Origin of the sequence: Oceanobacillus limi (genome assembly GCF_900111445.1) — a bacterium.
In the GTDB taxonomy this organism is placed as follows: Bacteria; Bacillota; Bacilli; order Bacillales; family Amphibacillaceae; genus Ornithinibacillus; species Ornithinibacillus limi.
This window is the reverse complement of record NZ_FOHE01000004.1, coordinates 194,248-209,436: the sequence shown is the minus strand read 5'-3', so window position 1 is coordinate 209,436 and position 15,189 is coordinate 194,248. Positions and strand designations below refer to the sequence as shown.

General features: G+C 38.9%; 15 protein-coding genes. 14 read left to right on the top strand and 1 reads right to left on the bottom strand.

Translation table 11 applies throughout. The features are described from left to right. The first annotated feature begins 30 nt into the window (after positions 1–30). The 5 genes from BMX40_RS06690 (at position 31) to BMX40_RS06670 (ending at position 6,425) form a co-directional block, all read left to right on the top strand. Entirely contained in the window at positions 31–453 is a 423-nt protein-coding gene (locus tag BMX40_RS06690) for a hypothetical protein (protein ID WP_244513400.1), read from the top strand. Positions 454–501: 48 nt separating this feature from the next. Beyond that, the gene (locus BMX40_RS06685; protein WP_090868119.1) at positions 502–1,416 is read left to right on the top strand and encodes an ABC transporter ATP-binding protein; all 915 of its coding nucleotides are present in this window, start codon (positions 502–504) and stop codon (positions 1,414–1,416) included. Continuing rightward, positions 1,416–3,017, top strand: a complete 1,602-nt coding sequence (locus BMX40_RS06680; RefSeq protein WP_090868117.1) for an ABC transporter permease — start codon at positions 1,416–1,418, stop codon at positions 3,015–3,017. Before BMX40_RS06685 ends, BMX40_RS06680 begins: the two co-directional genes overlap by 1 nt. Before the next feature lie 228 nt (positions 3,018–3,245). Continuing rightward, entirely contained in the window at positions 3,246–4,373 is a 1,128-nt protein-coding gene (yfkAB, locus tag BMX40_RS06675; RefSeq protein ID WP_090868115.1) for a radical SAM/CxCxxxxC motif protein YfkAB, read from the top strand. Positions 4,374–4,688: 315 nt separating this feature from the next. Continuing rightward, positions 4,689–6,425 (top strand): ABC transporter ATP-binding protein, encoded by a 1,737-nt coding sequence (locus BMX40_RS06670; protein WP_090868113.1) that lies wholly within the window; start codon positions 4,689–4,691, stop codon positions 6,423–6,425. 62 nt (positions 6,426–6,487) lie between these two features. Here the strand turns inward: BMX40_RS06670 and BMX40_RS06665 are convergent, their stop codons facing one another. Then, entirely contained in the window at positions 6,488–7,270 is a 783-nt protein-coding gene (locus BMX40_RS06665) for a TerC family protein (RefSeq protein WP_090868111.1), read from the bottom strand. A gap of 554 nt (positions 7,271–7,824) precedes the next feature. Here BMX40_RS06665 and BMX40_RS06660 point away from each other — a divergent pair. From BMX40_RS06660 to BMX40_RS06620, 9 genes are read left to right on the top strand one after another with little or no spacing between them, the layout of a single operon-like run. Further along, positions 7,825–8,901 (top strand): hypothetical protein, encoded by a 1,077-nt coding sequence (locus BMX40_RS06660; protein WP_090868109.1) that lies wholly within the window; start codon positions 7,825–7,827, stop codon positions 8,899–8,901. After that, positions 8,888–11,056 (top strand): molybdopterin oxidoreductase family protein, encoded by a 2,169-nt coding sequence (locus BMX40_RS06655; protein ID WP_090868107.1) that lies wholly within the window; start codon positions 8,888–8,890, stop codon positions 11,054–11,056. The genes BMX40_RS06660 and BMX40_RS06655 overlap by 14 nt, the downstream gene beginning before the upstream one ends. After that, on the top strand, positions 11,057–11,620 hold the full coding sequence (locus BMX40_RS06650) for a 4Fe-4S dicluster domain-containing protein (protein ID WP_090868105.1): 564 nt from the start codon (positions 11,057–11,059) through the stop codon (positions 11,618–11,620). An 11-nt stretch (positions 11,621–11,631) separates the two neighbouring features. Beyond that, on the top strand, positions 11,632–12,156 hold the full coding sequence (locus BMX40_RS06645) for a Rieske (2Fe-2S) protein (protein ID WP_090868103.1): 525 nt from the start codon (positions 11,632–11,634) through the stop codon (positions 12,154–12,156). Further along, a complete protein-coding gene (locus BMX40_RS06640) occupies positions 12,146–12,352 on the top strand; it encodes a hypothetical protein (RefSeq protein WP_090868101.1) in 207 nt (68 codons plus the stop codon). The genes BMX40_RS06645 and BMX40_RS06640 overlap by 11 nt, the downstream gene beginning before the upstream one ends. Continuing rightward, positions 12,342–12,650, top strand: a complete 309-nt coding sequence (locus BMX40_RS06635) for a hypothetical protein (RefSeq protein ID WP_090868099.1) — start codon at positions 12,342–12,344, stop codon at positions 12,648–12,650. Before BMX40_RS06640 ends, BMX40_RS06635 begins: the two co-directional genes overlap by 11 nt. After that, positions 12,643–12,915 carry a hypothetical protein gene (locus BMX40_RS06630; protein ID WP_090868097.1) on the top strand — a complete coding sequence of 91 codons (273 nt, stop codon included), beginning with the start codon at positions 12,643–12,645 and terminating at the stop codon, positions 12,913–12,915. The genes BMX40_RS06635 and BMX40_RS06630 overlap by 8 nt, the downstream gene beginning before the upstream one ends. Beyond that, a complete protein-coding gene (locus tag BMX40_RS06625; RefSeq protein ID WP_090868095.1) occupies positions 12,916–14,406 on the top strand; it encodes a nitrate/nitrite transporter in 1,491 nt (496 codons plus the stop codon). 53 nt (positions 14,407–14,459) lie between these two features. Continuing rightward, positions 14,460–15,128: a sensor histidine kinase gene (locus tag BMX40_RS06620; protein ID WP_090868093.1), complete on the top strand. Its 669-nt coding sequence runs from the start codon at positions 14,460–14,462 to the stop codon at positions 15,126–15,128. The last annotated feature ends 61 nt before the right edge of the window (positions 15,129–15,189 follow it).

Sequence of the window (15,189 nt, the reverse complement as noted above, 5' to 3'; positions counted from 1 at the left end):
TACTTGGTTAGCTATAGTCTAGACATCATTGTGAATGAGTTTCTTGGACAAATTGATACTAAGGAAACGGATTTTATTGAACGTTTAAAACAGATAGCTGAAGTCAAGATGGAATACTCTCAAAAACACCCGAATGTGCTTAATTTTCTAGGAAGTATTTTTATTCAGGAGGATATAGAGGTACCAGATTCTCTAAAGCATAGATATGAGGGAATTATGCAAATGCGAGAGAAGATTATGTATGAAAATATTGATACTACTCTGTTTCGTAAAGATGTGGATACGGAAAAGGCATACAAACTAATTCAATGGTCGCTTGAAGGTTACCAAAATGATTTAATTAGGCAACTTAAACACCAAAACTTAGTAAACACGAACATGGATCCATATTGGGATGAGTTTTATGAGTATTTAGGTACATTGAAGACGCTTTTTTACAAAGGGAGTAAGTAGTTGTTTTTATAATACGCAGTACTTCAAATTAGATGAGGAGGGGACGGAATGAGTGTATTAAAGGTAAGTAATTTAACAAAAGAATTTGGGAAGTTTCGTGCATTGGATGGTGTAAATCTAGAGGTAAAAAAAGGGGAGGTCTTTGGTTTTATAGGTCCAAATGGTGCAGGGAAATCAACAACCATTCGTATTTTATTAGGAATATTGAAAGCAACAGAAGGGCAAGCGCAAATATTTGGTAGAGATGTTTGGACAGATGCGGTGGAAATTCATAAAAAAATTGCTTACGTACCTGGGGATGTCAATCTTTGGCCGAACCTTACTGGAGGAGAAGTAATTGATCTCTTTGTGAAGCTGCGTGGAGGGAATAATAAACAAAGGCGCGAGGAACTAATACAACGTTTTGACTTAGATCCATCTAAAAAGTGTCGTACGTATTCAAAAGGGAACAGACAAAAAGTTGCTCTAGTAGCTGCTTTTACCTCGGATGCAGACCTTTATATTTTAGATGAACCAACCTCTGGATTAGACCCTTTGATGGAGCATGTTTTCCAAGAGTGTGTCATGGAAGCGAAGCAAGCTGGAAAAAGTGTATTGCTGTCCAGCCATATTTTGTCTGAGGTAGAGAAGCTGTGTGATCGGGTAGGTATTATTCGACAGGGGAAAATCATAGAAACTGGTTCATTATCAGAGTTACGTCATTTAACTCGGACAAATTTGCTTGTTGAAACGAAGAATCCAATTACTGGATTACAAGAATTACATGGAGTACATGAGGTGGAGAAGAAGGAACAGGCGCTATCATTCCAAGTGGATACGGAGGAGCTAGATGCTGTTATTAAACATATTAGTCAGTTTAACATTGTAAAATTGGAAAGTGCACCACCAACATTGGAGGACCTATTTATGCGTCATTATGAAGGGAAAGAGCAAGCAGAGTCAGGAGCAGGGGGGAGATCCTAATGTCCAATACGATGATAAAACGAACGAGTCGACTCTCTGGGCTAATTTTAAGGCGGGATCGAATTCGAATCCCAATATGGCTCATTGGCATCTGTTTTTTTACTTTTGTAGTTCCGTTGTCGTTTTTGGAGTTATACGGTTCGCAGCAAGATAGAGATGTAATGGCAGAGACAATGGAGAATCCAGCAATGATTGCGATGGTTGGTCCGGCTGATTTAACCAACTATACCATTGGCGTTATGACTGCTCATCAGATGCTACTTTTAACTGCTGTAGTAGTTGGGCTTATGAGCATATTACTTGTTTCACGTCATACAAGAGGTGATGAAGAAGATGGCCGAATAGAAATGATCCGGTCATTACCTGTGGGACGTCTTTCTAATTTACATGCTACTTTAATGGTATATACGTTTGTAAATATATTATTAGCATTAATTGTTGGATTTGGTCTGTATGCCCTAAATATAGAAAGTATGGATTTAGAAGGGTCCCTTTTATATGGTGCGACTTTAGGGGCAACTGGAATAGTATTTGCGGGTGTAACAGCATTATTTGCGCAACTATCCGAAAGCTCTCGCGGCACGATAGGTTTATCTATTGCAGTACTTCTAATTGCTTACTTGATTCGAGGCATTGGAGATGTAAGTAATGAAGCGCTAAGTTGGGTTTCACCATTGGGCTGGGTCACGAAAACGGAAGCTTATGGTGCGAATGATTGGTGGCCAATCCTTTTAATGCTAGGTGTATCTATCTGTCTATTTTTCTTAGCATATTATTTAAATGCAATTCGTGATTTAGGGGCTGGTTTTTTACCATCAAAACCTGGTAAAAAACACGCATCGGCGTTTTTGCAATCTCCAATTGGGCTATCATTAAGGTTGCAGCGTACGGGAACAATTGCATGGGCTATAGGAATGTTTGTGATTGGAGCTTCCTATGGATCTGTTTTAGGTGATTTGGATTCCTTTTTTGAAGGTAATGAAATGATGATGCAAATGCTAGCATCTGAGGAAGGGTACTCCTTTACCGAGCAATTTTTACCAATGTTAATGATTGTTATGGCAATACTAGCTGCAATTCCTCCAGTGATGGCAATGAATAAGTTATATGGAGAAGAAAAGAAAAACCGAATTGAACATTTGCTTGGGAGAGCTGTTTCACGTACGAAGTTAATGGGGAGTTTGTTGATTATTGCTGTTGTAAATGGTTTTGTTATGATTTCTCTCGCTGCAATTGGGCTTTGGGTTGCCGGTGTTTCTGTAATGGAAGAGCCATTTGAATTTGGAACGGTCTATGGGATGGCAGTGGCATATTACCCAGCTATTTTAGTTATGATTAGTGTCGCTGTACTTCTAATAGGTGTATTGCCAAAACTAACGAGTTTTACCTGGCTTTATTTATTTTACTCGTTTGTGGTTCTTTATTTGGGAGGTATTTTTCAATTGGATGAATGGGTTGGTGATCTATCTCCATTCGGTCATGTACCACAGCTTCCAATTGAAGATATGGCTTGGGTGCCTATTGGAAGCTTAACAATCGTTGCAGTAATGATTACGGTAATCGGTTTTGTTGGCTATAATAAAAGAGATATGGAAGGATAATCGTTGATTGGCGGGAAGGCTTTTAAGGTAGGAAGGGCGATAAAACCGGATGAAGGTTGATTTCCGAAGTTGATTATCAGATTCAAACCCCTGAATTTAATGGAATTCGGGGGTTTTTAATCTCGGTACAAGTAATAGTATTCGTAATAATGAGTGCATGTTAGAATAATAGATATATATCATATAATAATTCAACGATGAATGACAACTAGCGAAAGGGAGTTACCAATGAATATGAATTTAAAGGATAAGGCATTATCCCCAAACTATGATCCGTGGGAAGCTTATATGGATGTAGAAGAACATGGTAAAATGACGTTATCAAATGTTGAATTTACTACAACATATATGTGTAACATGCGCTGTGCCCACTGTGCCGTTGGCTATACCCTACAGGATATGGATCCAGAGGCTTTACCTATTGAACTAATCTTGAAACGGTTGGAGGAAATTCCCCATCTACGCACGTTAAGTATTACAGGTGGAGAACCGATGATGAACAAAAAATCAGTAAGAAACTATGTTTTACCACTCCTAAAATATGCCCATAGTCGAGGAGTAAAAACTCAAATTAATTCCAATTTGACTTTACCCTATCAACGATATGAAGCAATTATTCCTTACTTAGATGTTTTACATATTTCCCATAATTGGGGTACTGAAGATGAATTTGCGGAAACTGGATTTGCGCGTATGGAACGGAAGCCCTCAGAGGAAAATAGGAAAAAGTATTTTGAGAAAATGGTCGAAAATTCACAGGCTCTTGCTAAGGCAGGGGTGATGGTTTCCGCAGAGACCATGCTAAATCGGCGGACGTTTCCCTATTTAGAAAAGATTCATGATCATGTCTTGGAGATGGGCTGTGCGCGGCATGAAATTCATCCGATGTACCCAGTGGATTTTGCTAGTAATCTAGAAACGTTAGACCTTGATGAAATTAGAGCGGCTATTACAAGATTACTTGATCATCGAAACCAAGATAGTTGGATGTTGTTCGGGACGTTACCTTTTTATCCATGTAGTTTGAATGAAGCGGATTTGAAGTTGCTTCAGCGTCTATATAAAGAAAAAAATGTAACGGTAAGAAATGATCCAGATGGACGGTCGCGCCTAAATGTAAATATATTTACCGGCGATGTTATCGTTACAGACTTTGGCGATGAGGAGCCTTCTGTAGGGAATATTCAGGATACCTCCTTACTTGATGCGTATTCACGCTGGATGGATACGAATACGGCAAAACAACTCAATTGTCACTGTCCTGCCGTTAAATGCCTAGGTCCAAATTTATTAGTGAAAAATACGTATTACAAAGATGTTGATTTTCAAAGTAGAAGAGCGAATATCCGTTTATGATAACAAGATGGAACCACCGAGCATTATTAATAAGATGTACGGTGGTTTTTTTCCTGCTTACCAGGAAATTATATCCCTGTGGATAATTTTATTGATAGAAACAGCCACGTCCAGCTCGTATCCAGCCACTGATTGGAAATTCGCATTATCCGTGTGTAGGATTGGCTAAGTCTTGTCCGGCCGTGATGATAAATATATAGTTTAACTAGTACCATGTAGGACTGAATGCAGGGGAAAAGGTGGCAGGTGTATAGGTATAGTTACTACTGCTTGTCTAAAAGGAAATACACTTTCTGAAAAAGATAGGAGAATAAAATGAAGAAAACGAATCAAGATGGAATTAAGCCTTTTATTAATCTGATTTTATCCACGAATATTCCTAAATTAGCATTAACTTTCGGCTCGATCGGAAGTATTCTGACAATGCTTGTAGGTCTTTCCATCCCACTGTTAACAAGAGAGTTGGTGGATGGCTTCTCTGTTGAAGCATTAAGTACTACTCTTGTAGTTAATATTGTTATTGTGTTTATTTTACAAGCGGTGGTAGATGGTGTGTCTACCTATTTACTAGCTGCAGTTGGACAGAAAATTGTTGCTCGATTACGGGAAATGATGTGGTTTAAACTGATTCGACTTCCGGTGGGGTACTTTGATAAACAAGCTAGTGGGGAGTCGGTTAGCCGTGTTGTTAATGATACGGGTATTGTAAAGAATCTAATCTCACAACATTTTCCACAGTTTATTACCGGTTTGATTACCATTTTCGGTGCAATCGTAATCTTACTCATTATGGACTGGAGAATGACATTATTAATGTTAATTGCAGTACCAGTAACATTCATTATTATGATTCCACTTGGGACGAGAATGTCCAAGATATCAAAGGGTCTGCAAGACGAAACGGCTAATTTTACGGGAAATATTCAACAGACTCTAAGTGAAATACGGTTAATGAAATCATCGACAGCAGAGAACGTGGAAGAGAAAAAAGGGATGACTGGCATCGTAAATTTATATAAATATGGGCTAAAAGAAGCGCGGATTTTTGCTTTAATAGGGCCATTTATGTATACGGTGGTTATGTTTGTTATTGTCGTTATTATTGGCTATGGTGGAATTCGTGTAGCAGAAGGATCGATGTCGACTGGTTCACTAGTAGCTTTTTTACTTTATTTATTCCAAATTATCTATCCGATTACATCCTTTGCTATGTTTTTTACGGAGTTACAAAAGGCTAAAGGAGCAACAGAACGTATTATTCGTATTTTGGAAATTCCTGAAGAATCAGGACAAACAGGGATTGATAAAGATATTTCGAATGAAGAGATATGTGTATCGAATGTATCTTTTGCCTATGATGAAGCACATCCTGTATTGAAAAACGTTTCCTTTACGGCGAAACCTGGTGAAATGATTGCATTTGCTGGACCGAGTGGCGGAGGGAAAACAACGCTGTTTTCTTTGTTAGAAAGGTATTACGAACCAACTAGCGGGGAGATACGAATTGGTAATACTCCAATTCAGGATTTCTCATTACGTTCTTGGCGGGGGCAAATTGGCTATGTATCCCAAGAAAGTGCAATGATGGCAGGGACGATACGGGAAAATTTAACCTATGGGCTACCAAATGCTCCAACCATTCCAGACGAGAAACTATGGGAGGTTACGAAGATGGCCTTCGCAGATGAGTTTATTCGGTCTTTTGATCAAGGTTTGGATACGGAGGTGGGTGAGCGTGGTGTTAAGCTTTCTGGTGGACAAAGACAGCGTATCAATATTGCACGCGCCTTTTTACGCGACCCTAAAATTCTGATGATGGATGAAGCAACAGCAAGTTTGGACAGTCAATCAGAAGGAATTGTCCAAAAGGCATTAACCCGTTTGATGGAGGGAAGAACAACTTTTGTTATTGCACACAGGTTATCCACAATTGTTGACGCAGATAAAATTATTTTTATCGACAACGGGGAAATAACAGGTAGTGGGACGCATAAAGAATTAATAGCATCTCATGCGCTTTATCAAGAATTTGCAGAACAGCAACTGACGTAAAATAGAACATTAAAGGCGTATGGAAAAAAACAGGGAGGTGCCAGGCACCTCCCTGTTTTTGTTTAGGAAGTTTCTCGAATTTGTTCTTTTTTGTTTGATGCAGATCTTCCTGAAAGGAACCATCCAATTACGGCAACACCTAGGAGAATGGTCCAGAAAGTAATTGTCCAACCGGTGCTATGTGCAAAATGCTCATCTAAAATTCCTACTTCAGGGTGACATAGCGTAATTACAGCAAGCTTAACTCCAACCCAAGCTACGATAATGTAAGCAACTGTTTCAAGTGAAGGACGCTCGTCTAGAAGCTTCACAAACCAAGTTGCAGCAAATTTTATTAATATCAGTCCGGAAATTCCAGCCAATACAACGATTAAAAATTGCCCGCCGTCCATACCACCAAATGTAGGTAACGAGGTTTCTGGAAGAACGATAGCTAGTGCGACAGCCGCTAATATGGAGTCAATAGCGAAAGCTAGGTCGGCCAATCCTATTTTAGCTACGGTTGGCCAAAAGCCTTTACCAGAACCCTTCACTTCTGCCTCCTCTTCTTCTTTTGCAGAGCTGAAGTGGTCGGAAATGACGTGTTTTACACCTAAGTAAATCAGATATGCTGCACCAATTGCCTGGACTTGCCAAACATTTGCAATAAAAGAGATAGTAAATAATGCAGTAAACCTAAAAATAAATGCTCCCAATAATCCGTAATTGATTGCTCTCTTCTTTTGATCTTCCGGAAGATGCTTCGCGATAACTGCCAATACAAGTGCATTATCAGCTGATAATAGCCCCTCTAATCCAATTAAAATGAGTAATGTCCATGCATATTCTAGCCAAATTGATTCCATAGATTCTGTTCCCTTCATTATAAAAATAGTGGCCTTCACCACGCAATGTGGTAAAGGCCACTAACATAGACCTTTACCACATTGGCAAAGGTCTTGCTAACAACACCGGTAGTTGCCAGTAAAACCGAGAGTATAAAATACTCTGAATTGACGACTTTACTGTAAAAGCTACTCCCCTTTGAAACTAGTTACTATATAATCACTAATCTTAAAATATGTCAATTCTTTGAACCGAGTGATGGAGTCGGATATCACGTTTATCGTATGGTCTCCAGCACCCATAGATTGCTAGATAAACGAATCGGGTATTTCACCTTCAGTTAATCCCCGCTTAGCCTACTTAGTTACTTCGTAGGTTGGAAGTGGGAAGTTACGACGTACAGGACGTGATCGTTCCGACATGATTTAACCCCCACTGATGAAGCTTCACTAGAGTTAGGGGAATTTCCCCTTAAAGATAAGGAAGTTCCCTAATTCCGACTTAGCAATAGTGTACCTATAATAAAGGGAGAAGAAATTCGTATGAAAAATATGCTCAGATAGGGAGATTCATAATGGAAGAAACTAATGTAAAGGTAAGCAAGAATTCGATCAATAATGCATTTGCATCGCATTTTGCTAAATCAATGTTCTTGGCAGTGAGCGGTATTGTCATTCTATCCTTTATTGGAACAAGAATGTTTACGCACGTCGACCTAAATCTTTATGGCTATATGGTAGGAACAATTGTGTTTTTAGGAGGCTTCTTTTATCGCTTTATTGCTTGGGGAGAACGGCCACCAACCAAAATAATAATTAAAAAAGGCATAAAACTATTGTTTCGGAAATCCACTCCGAAAACGTCTGCAGAGCATTTAGCTACATACCGGTTTATTTGGAATAGGGGAATTTACCGATGGACCCAGCATGTTCTGATTGGGTGGGGTTGTATTGTTTCCTGTTTCGTTACTTTTCCGCTTGTCTTTGGTTGGATGTATTTTACGATGGCAGAAAGCGGATATTATACCATCGTGTTCATGGGTATTAATCTCATGACTGTCCCTGCGGATGGAATCATCGCCTTTTTCTCATATAATGCATTAAATTTCAGTGCGATCTCTGTAATCATTGGGGTATGCATGGCGCTGTATCGTCGACTAAAAAATATGCAAGCTAGGGCTGACCAAAATTTCTTGTATGACTTTATGCCGTTATATCTCTTATTAATTATTAGTGTTACCGGATTAATTTTGACATTTATGAATGTATTTTTACATGGAGCGGGACATTATGCGATGTCGTTGATCCATCAATACTCCGTTATCGTTACTTTAATCTATTTACCTTTTGGAAAACTAGCACATATTCCGTTTCGCCCACTAAGTGTGTTTGCGCGAAACTACCGTGAGCATTATGGGGAGAAATCGATGAAAGAATGCAAGGTTTGTGGTACAGGGTTTGTTTCAACAGAGCAGTCCAATGACGTCATCGATGTGTTAGGAAAAAATGATATGGAATTCAATATGAAAGACGGTTTTAATCTAGCAGAATTATGCCTTCCTTGCCGTAGGAAATATCGAATTGCTAGGTTCTCAGGATTTGAAACTCATAAGGTGCCAGTTAAGGAGGCTAACCAAAATGCAAAGGGATAAATTTTTTCGTGAAATAGAGAATGTAAGACACCCAAATGAAACACTCGTAAAGACACACTGTAGCTATTGCGGTATGCAATGCGGAATGAATCTACGAGTAGATACGTCTACGAACAAAATCATTGGGGTAGAACCACGGTATGACTGGCCTGTTACGGTTGGGAAAATGTGTCCGAAAGGGGTTACTGCATATCAGCAAACAAACCATGATGACCGAATTCTTAAACCACTCATTCGGGACGATGCTTCACTAAAAGGAACGCAAGAAGGATTCCGAGAGGCGAGCTGGGAAGAAGCATATGATCTGATTGCGGAAAAGTTTGGTGAGCTACAATCGAACTACGGAAAAGATAGTTTATCTGTATTTAGTGGAGTATCCATGACAAATGAAAAATGTTATTTAACTGGAAAATTTGCCAGGGTTGGATTGGGTACGCGATATATCGATTATAACGGTAGGTTCTGTATGTCCAGTGCAGCAGGAGGTTTTTTGCGGTCGTTTGGTGTGGATCGTGGCTCAACGTTACCGTGGACAGATGTTCATGAAACAGATTGCCTATTTATTGCGGGAAGTAATACTGCAGAATGTCACCCAACATCTATGTTCCGTGTTTGGGCAGTGCAGGAACGAGGCGGTTATCTGATCGTTGCTGATCCGCGAGAAACGCCAGTCGCTAGAAGAGCAGATGTTCATTTAGATTTACGACCGGGAACAGACTTAGCTTTAGCAAATGGAATCTTACATTTGCTAATAAAAAATGGATATGCCGATGAGGAATTCGTCAATAAACACACAAATGGATTTGAAGAAACAAAAGAACTAGTAAAAGACTTTACTCCAGAAACAACAAGTATGATCACAGGAGTAGCAGTAGAAAAGATTGAACGTGCTGCAGAAATCTATGGGAAAGCTCCAAATGCAATTGTGATGTTTGCTCGGGGAATTGAACAACAGCATAAAGGTGTTGATAACGTTTCTGGATATACGAATATGGCGCTTGTAACTGGGAAAATTGGCCGGCCAAAAGCAGGAGTTGCTACATTCACTGGTCAAGGGAATGGTCAAGGTGGTCGCGAACACGGGCAAAAATCGGATTTACTACCGGGTTACCGGAAAATTACCAACCCAGAACATGTAAAAGCTGTAAGTAAAGTCTGGGGAATTGATCCAGAAGAAATGCCGAAGCCAGGTGTTTCTGCTTATGAGATGTTTGAATTGATGAATGAAAAAACGATCCGTGGATTGTACTTGCTTTGCTCAAATCCTGCTGTTTCTGCTCCGAATTTAAATGTTGTTAGAAAAGGATTAAAGAGCCTTGATTTCATGGTTTGCTCGGACTTCTTCCTCTCTGAATCAGCAGAATATGCAGACGTTATATTACCTTCTGTAACATGGTCAGAGGACGAAGGGACTGTTACCAACTTAGAGGGAAGAATTATTAAAATTAACAAAGCCCAAGAGCCGATTGGTGAATCCAAACCGGATTGGCAGATCCAAGTTGAACTAGCCGAACGTTTAGGTAGAGGGAAATACTTTTCTCATTTAAAAACAGCTAAAGACGTAGCGGAAGAGTTTCGACTAGCATCCAAAGGTGGGTATGCTGATTATTATGGTGCAACTTGGGATAAAATCGATAAACAAGATGGTGTGTTCTGGCCATGTAAAGATGAAGATGACAAAGGAACACCACATATGTTTTTGGATAAAAAGTTCTATCATCCAGATGGAAAAGCAAAAATATGTGCACTACCATACCGACCACCAGCTGAAGAGCCGGATGAAAAATATCCATTGCGATTAACGACAGGACGCGTGGTATACCATTATTTATCAGGTAACCAAACGCGAAGAATCAAATTTTTAAAGGATATGTGTCCTGATCCATATGTGGAAGTTCATCCTGTTACTGCAGCTAAATACGGTATTCAACATGATGAAAATATCCGCCTCTTTACAAGAAGAGGAAAGGCGTACTATAAAGTAAAAATTACCGAGGCCATTCGAGAGGATACTGTTTTTGTACCTTATCATTTTGGTCATGATGAATCAATTAATCTATTAACAATAGCAGCGCTGGATCCTATATCAAAAATGCCAGAGTTCAAAGCTTGTGCTGCCGAAATAGAGAAACTCGATTCCGGGAAGGTGCTCTAAATGGAAAAAAAACGATTATATATTGAATTAGAAAATTGTATTGGTTGTCGATCATGTCTAGCTGCCTGCACACAATGTGGAGGACATGAGCAAAAAAATAGAAACTATGTTTATGATGTGAATCCATTAGTAAATCGACAAACGATGCCACTTATGTGCTTACACTGTGTTGACCCAGCATGTGCAAGAAGCTGTCCAGCACAAGCAATTCAGATTCATGAAACAGGAGCAGTATTATCTGCTCTAACTGAAAAATGTATTGGCTGTCAAAACTGTACAATAGCTTGCCCATATGGAATACCTAAGTTTGATGAAGAAGAAAATCTTATGTACAAATGTGATTTATGTATTGATCGTACCAAAGATGGCATCCCTCCAATGTGTGCTAGTGTTTGTCCATCGAACACATTGCAGTGGCTAACGGAAGAAGAGATTGCAGAGAAACAACAAATGCATGATCTTGGAAACGATAAATGGGTGACAAGTATGCCTTATTTAGAAGGAGAAACGAATGTAAAAGTCAATCTTCCGGGCATATTGCAAGGAACAACCAAACTGTTTTAGGAGGATATACGATGGCAGATCGAAATAATAAAGTTCCGATTAAGGACGATAATTATACGAATAATATTCATAAAAATAATGAACGAACATTAGACCGACGTGGGTTTATGAAAACACTTGTAGGCTCTGCGGGTGTGTTTGCGATTGCTTCTCTACCATGGGGAGCAATTGCGGCTAAAGAACTTATGGGGTTGGCGGATAAGGAGTATCCTCATCAAAAAATTGCAAATGTCAAAGATGTTGCAGTCGGTGATTCCGTTGAATTTCACTTTCCTAGTGAACATGATAGTGCAGTATTAATTAGGCTAGAAGAAAATAAATATGTCGCGTATCAAAATGCTTGTACGCATTTACAATGTCCAGTTTATTGGGTGAAAGAAGACCAGGAAATGGTTTGTCCATGTCACCACGGAATTTTTGATGCGAATACAGGAGCGCCTACAGCAGGTCCACCAAGAAGACCTTTACCGGAAATTGTTGTTGAGATTCATGATGGATCCATTTATGCAGTAAGGGTGAAGCGTTATGAAGCGTAGTTATGTCGGGGTTATTGGATTATGTATTGTATTAGCATTAAATATTGTATTCTTGCAATTACTGGTTCACCAATTTAAGTATCAAAATTATGAACTCGTCCTTTTATACATGGGCATTAACCTTATTTTATTTCCTATAGCAATTATGATTTACCGGAAAGAGATTCACAAAGGAGGCGATGACAATGCTAAGTGAGACATTTTTGGATTTTTGCTTTGTAGAAAAAGAAACAGGGAACTTATCCAATAAAATTGAGTCTACCTTCGAAGGGCTTTTTAAACATGAGCGTCGCCTCCACTGGTATTTGAATAAAAAAGTAGAAAATGGATTAGAGATTATCGTTGCTGAAGTAAAGGGCATTAGTAAATGGCAAACGGAAGATGAAGTGATTGATTACTTAGAAAGTAATGCTGAGGAAGGCTTTTGGAATAGTTTACAAGGATATCAATTGCAAGTTCTGCCAGTTTCGAGAGGGTGTTGCAAAAGTGGTTAAAGCGGAAGATTTAGAAAAATTCATCGCTTCATCTGTAGAAGTATGTATCCATGGTAGAGATGATGAAGATCGAGCACCTTGGATTAAAAGAAAAATACGTAAGGTAGAGCCTTGTCCAGATGCAACACATCTTCGTATTTATTTTGACAAACGTTTCTTTGTTGCAGTCCCTTTTAGTAGTTCTGTTGTACAAAGAGAAACGGAATGGAAAGCATTTGATGAATCGGCATCACTTTATTATGTGATTAGAAGTGAGGGAAAGTAGATGAATAAAAAAGCTCAACTGCCGTTACAAACCATGAATTTAGTTGTTGGGTTTATGGTATGGGTGATTTTGTCTTCGCTGTTATCTTTTATAACAGAAGATATTCAAATTACCGCACAGGAAGCAGCGTGGGTAACGGCTGTACCTGTAATATTAGGTTCATTACTTCGGATTCCGATGGGGTATTTAACGAATCTCTTCGGAGCTAGAGTTCTATTTATGATTAGTTTCTTAGTCTTGTTGTTTCCTGTTTATTTCATAAGTGTTGCAGATTCTCTAGCAGACCTGTTAATTGGAGGTTTATTCCTCGGAATTGGTGGTGCAGTGTTTTCGGTTGGAGTTACGTCATTACCGAAATACTATGAAAAGGAACGACACGGTTTTGTTAATGGGATCTATGGAGCCGGTAATATTGGGACGGCAATTACGGCGTTTGCAGCACCGGTAATTGCTGGTAAGTTTGGTTGGTCATTTACGGTCCAATTGTATATGGGTCTATTAGGAATATTTATACTTGCTAACTTTTTCTTTGGTGATAAAAAAGAAGTTAAGGTGAATACACCATTACTAAAACAAATTAAAAGCGTTTATCGCAATGAAAAGCTTTGGTTATTTAGCTTGTTTTATTTTATAACTTTTGGCTCCTTTGTTGCGTTTACCGTATATCTTCCAAATTTTCTTGTTGATCACTTTGGCTTAGATCAGGTTGATGCAGGACTTAGAACTGCTGGCTTTATTGCATTGACTACATTTTTACGTCCAGTTGGAGGATGGCTTGCAGACCGTTTTCAGTCTCTTATTATATTAATGTACGTGTTTGCTGGATTTACTGTTGCAGCATTATTGTTATCGTTCGCCCCTTCCATTGGGTTGTACACGGTTGGTTGTTTGACGATCGCTATTGGTGGTGGAATTGGAAATGGTGTTATATTTAAGCTGGTACCAATGTACTTCCAAAAGCAAGCGGGTATTGCGAATGGAATTGTTGCAGCAATGGGAGGATTGGGAGGATTTTTCCCACCTTTAATTTTAACAAGTTTATACAGTTTAACTGGACATTATGCCATTGGGTTTATGGCATTGTCTCAAATTGCACTCGCAAGTCTCGTCATCGTCATTTGGATGTATTACCATGATAAGCTAGCTTTATCTGATCAAGTATTAAAAAATACTCCATTAGGAATGATGGTTACAGATAATAAAGGGAAAATTATTACCGTAAACCCAGCTTTCACGAAGCTTACAGGTTATACGCAAAAAGAAACAATCGGTAATAATCCCAATATGCTAAGTTCAAATAAACATACAAATGAATTTTACGATAAGATGTGGGAACGTTTAGATAAAGAAGGATTTTGGCAAGGTGAGATTTGGAACAAGCGTAAGAATGGGGAGTACTTTTTGGAGTGGCTTACGATCAATGCCATAAAAGATGAATCAGGTGAAGTAATGCGCTATGCAGGTGTGTTTAGTGAAATATCGGAAAAATAAAGGGTATTGCCACTAAATGAGCAAAATTACTCTTAAGTTAAAGGCGGATAGAAATGGAAATAAAAAGCATAAAAGATGCAAGTACGTATATCATTCAATCGCAGGAAGAAGAATTAAAACGTATCGCTATAGAGCTTCATGAAGGAGTAGGTCAAAACCTTTTTAGTTTGTATACGGGGTTAGAGTATTTACAAACTTTAATGGAAGACCCGGTCATGAAAAATTATGCAAAAGATTTATCTGCACTGATGAATCGAACCATACAAGAGATTCGATTTCTATCCGTTGAGCTTTACCCAAATACCCTATCGAATTTAGGGCTTTTTGCTGCACTAAAAAGCTATATCAAATTATTCTCCTCCACCTTTGGAATACAGATTCACATTGTATATGAAGGGGAGGAGAAACCGATTGAGGAGTCTTGCAGTTTAAGTATTTTCAGATCTTGTCAGGAAGCGTTAATAAATATAGCCAAGCATGCAGATGTAGATGAAGCGACCTTTCGTTTTACATGGGGCGAAAAATCATTGAAAATAGATATTATAGATAATGGAAAAGGTTTTAATGTCCAAGAAGTAAAGGAAAATAATGATTTAAAAGGACTTGCTGCCATGAAGCACCGAATGGAGTTTGTTGGTGGTGATTTTCTTTTAACGTCTGAATTGGATAAGGGGACGGCAGTTTCACTTATCATGCCGTTTTTGACAATTGGGAAGGGATAAATCGCTTCAATCCTGCATTAGTACAACGTCAGTATTCGCTAAAGGCTTAGGTGAGTATCGA

Excerpts from the sequence above, each read along its gene's own strand:
- BMX40_RS06685 (WP_090868119.1), top strand. The coding sequence starts at position 502 with ATGAGTGTATTAAAGGTAAGTAATTTAACAAAAGAATTTGGGAAGTTT.
- BMX40_RS06680 (WP_090868117.1), top strand. The coding sequence starts at position 1,416 with ATGTCCAATACGATGATAAAACGAACGAGTCGACTCTCTGGGCTAATT.
- yfkAB (WP_090868115.1), top strand. The coding sequence starts at position 3,246 with ATGAATATGAATTTAAAGGATAAGGCATTATCCCCAAACTATGATCCG.
- BMX40_RS06670 (WP_090868113.1), top strand. The coding sequence starts at position 4,689 with ATGAAGAAAACGAATCAAGATGGAATTAAGCCTTTTATTAATCTGATT.
- BMX40_RS06665 (WP_090868111.1), bottom strand. The coding sequence starts at position 7,270 with ATGGAATCAATTTGGCTAGAATATGCATGGACATTACTCATTTTAATT.
- BMX40_RS06660 (WP_090868109.1), top strand. The coding sequence starts at position 7,825 with ATGGAAGAAACTAATGTAAAGGTAAGCAAGAATTCGATCAATAATGCA.
- BMX40_RS06655 (WP_090868107.1), top strand. The coding sequence starts at position 8,888 with ATGCAAAGGGATAAATTTTTTCGTGAAATAGAGAATGTAAGACACCCA.
- BMX40_RS06650 (WP_090868105.1), top strand. The coding sequence starts at position 11,057 with ATGGAAAAAAAACGATTATATATTGAATTAGAAAATTGTATTGGTTGT.
- BMX40_RS06645 (WP_090868103.1), top strand. The coding sequence starts at position 11,632 with ATGGCAGATCGAAATAATAAAGTTCCGATTAAGGACGATAATTATACG.
- BMX40_RS06640 (WP_090868101.1), top strand. The coding sequence starts at position 12,146 with ATGAAGCGTAGTTATGTCGGGGTTATTGGATTATGTATTGTATTAGCA.
- BMX40_RS06635 (WP_090868099.1), top strand. The coding sequence starts at position 12,342 with ATGCTAAGTGAGACATTTTTGGATTTTTGCTTTGTAGAAAAAGAAACA.
- BMX40_RS06625 (WP_090868095.1), top strand. The coding sequence starts at position 12,916 with ATGAATAAAAAAGCTCAACTGCCGTTACAAACCATGAATTTAGTTGTT.
- BMX40_RS06620 (WP_090868093.1), top strand. The coding sequence starts at position 14,460 with ATGGAAATAAAAAGCATAAAAGATGCAAGTACGTATATCATTCAATCG.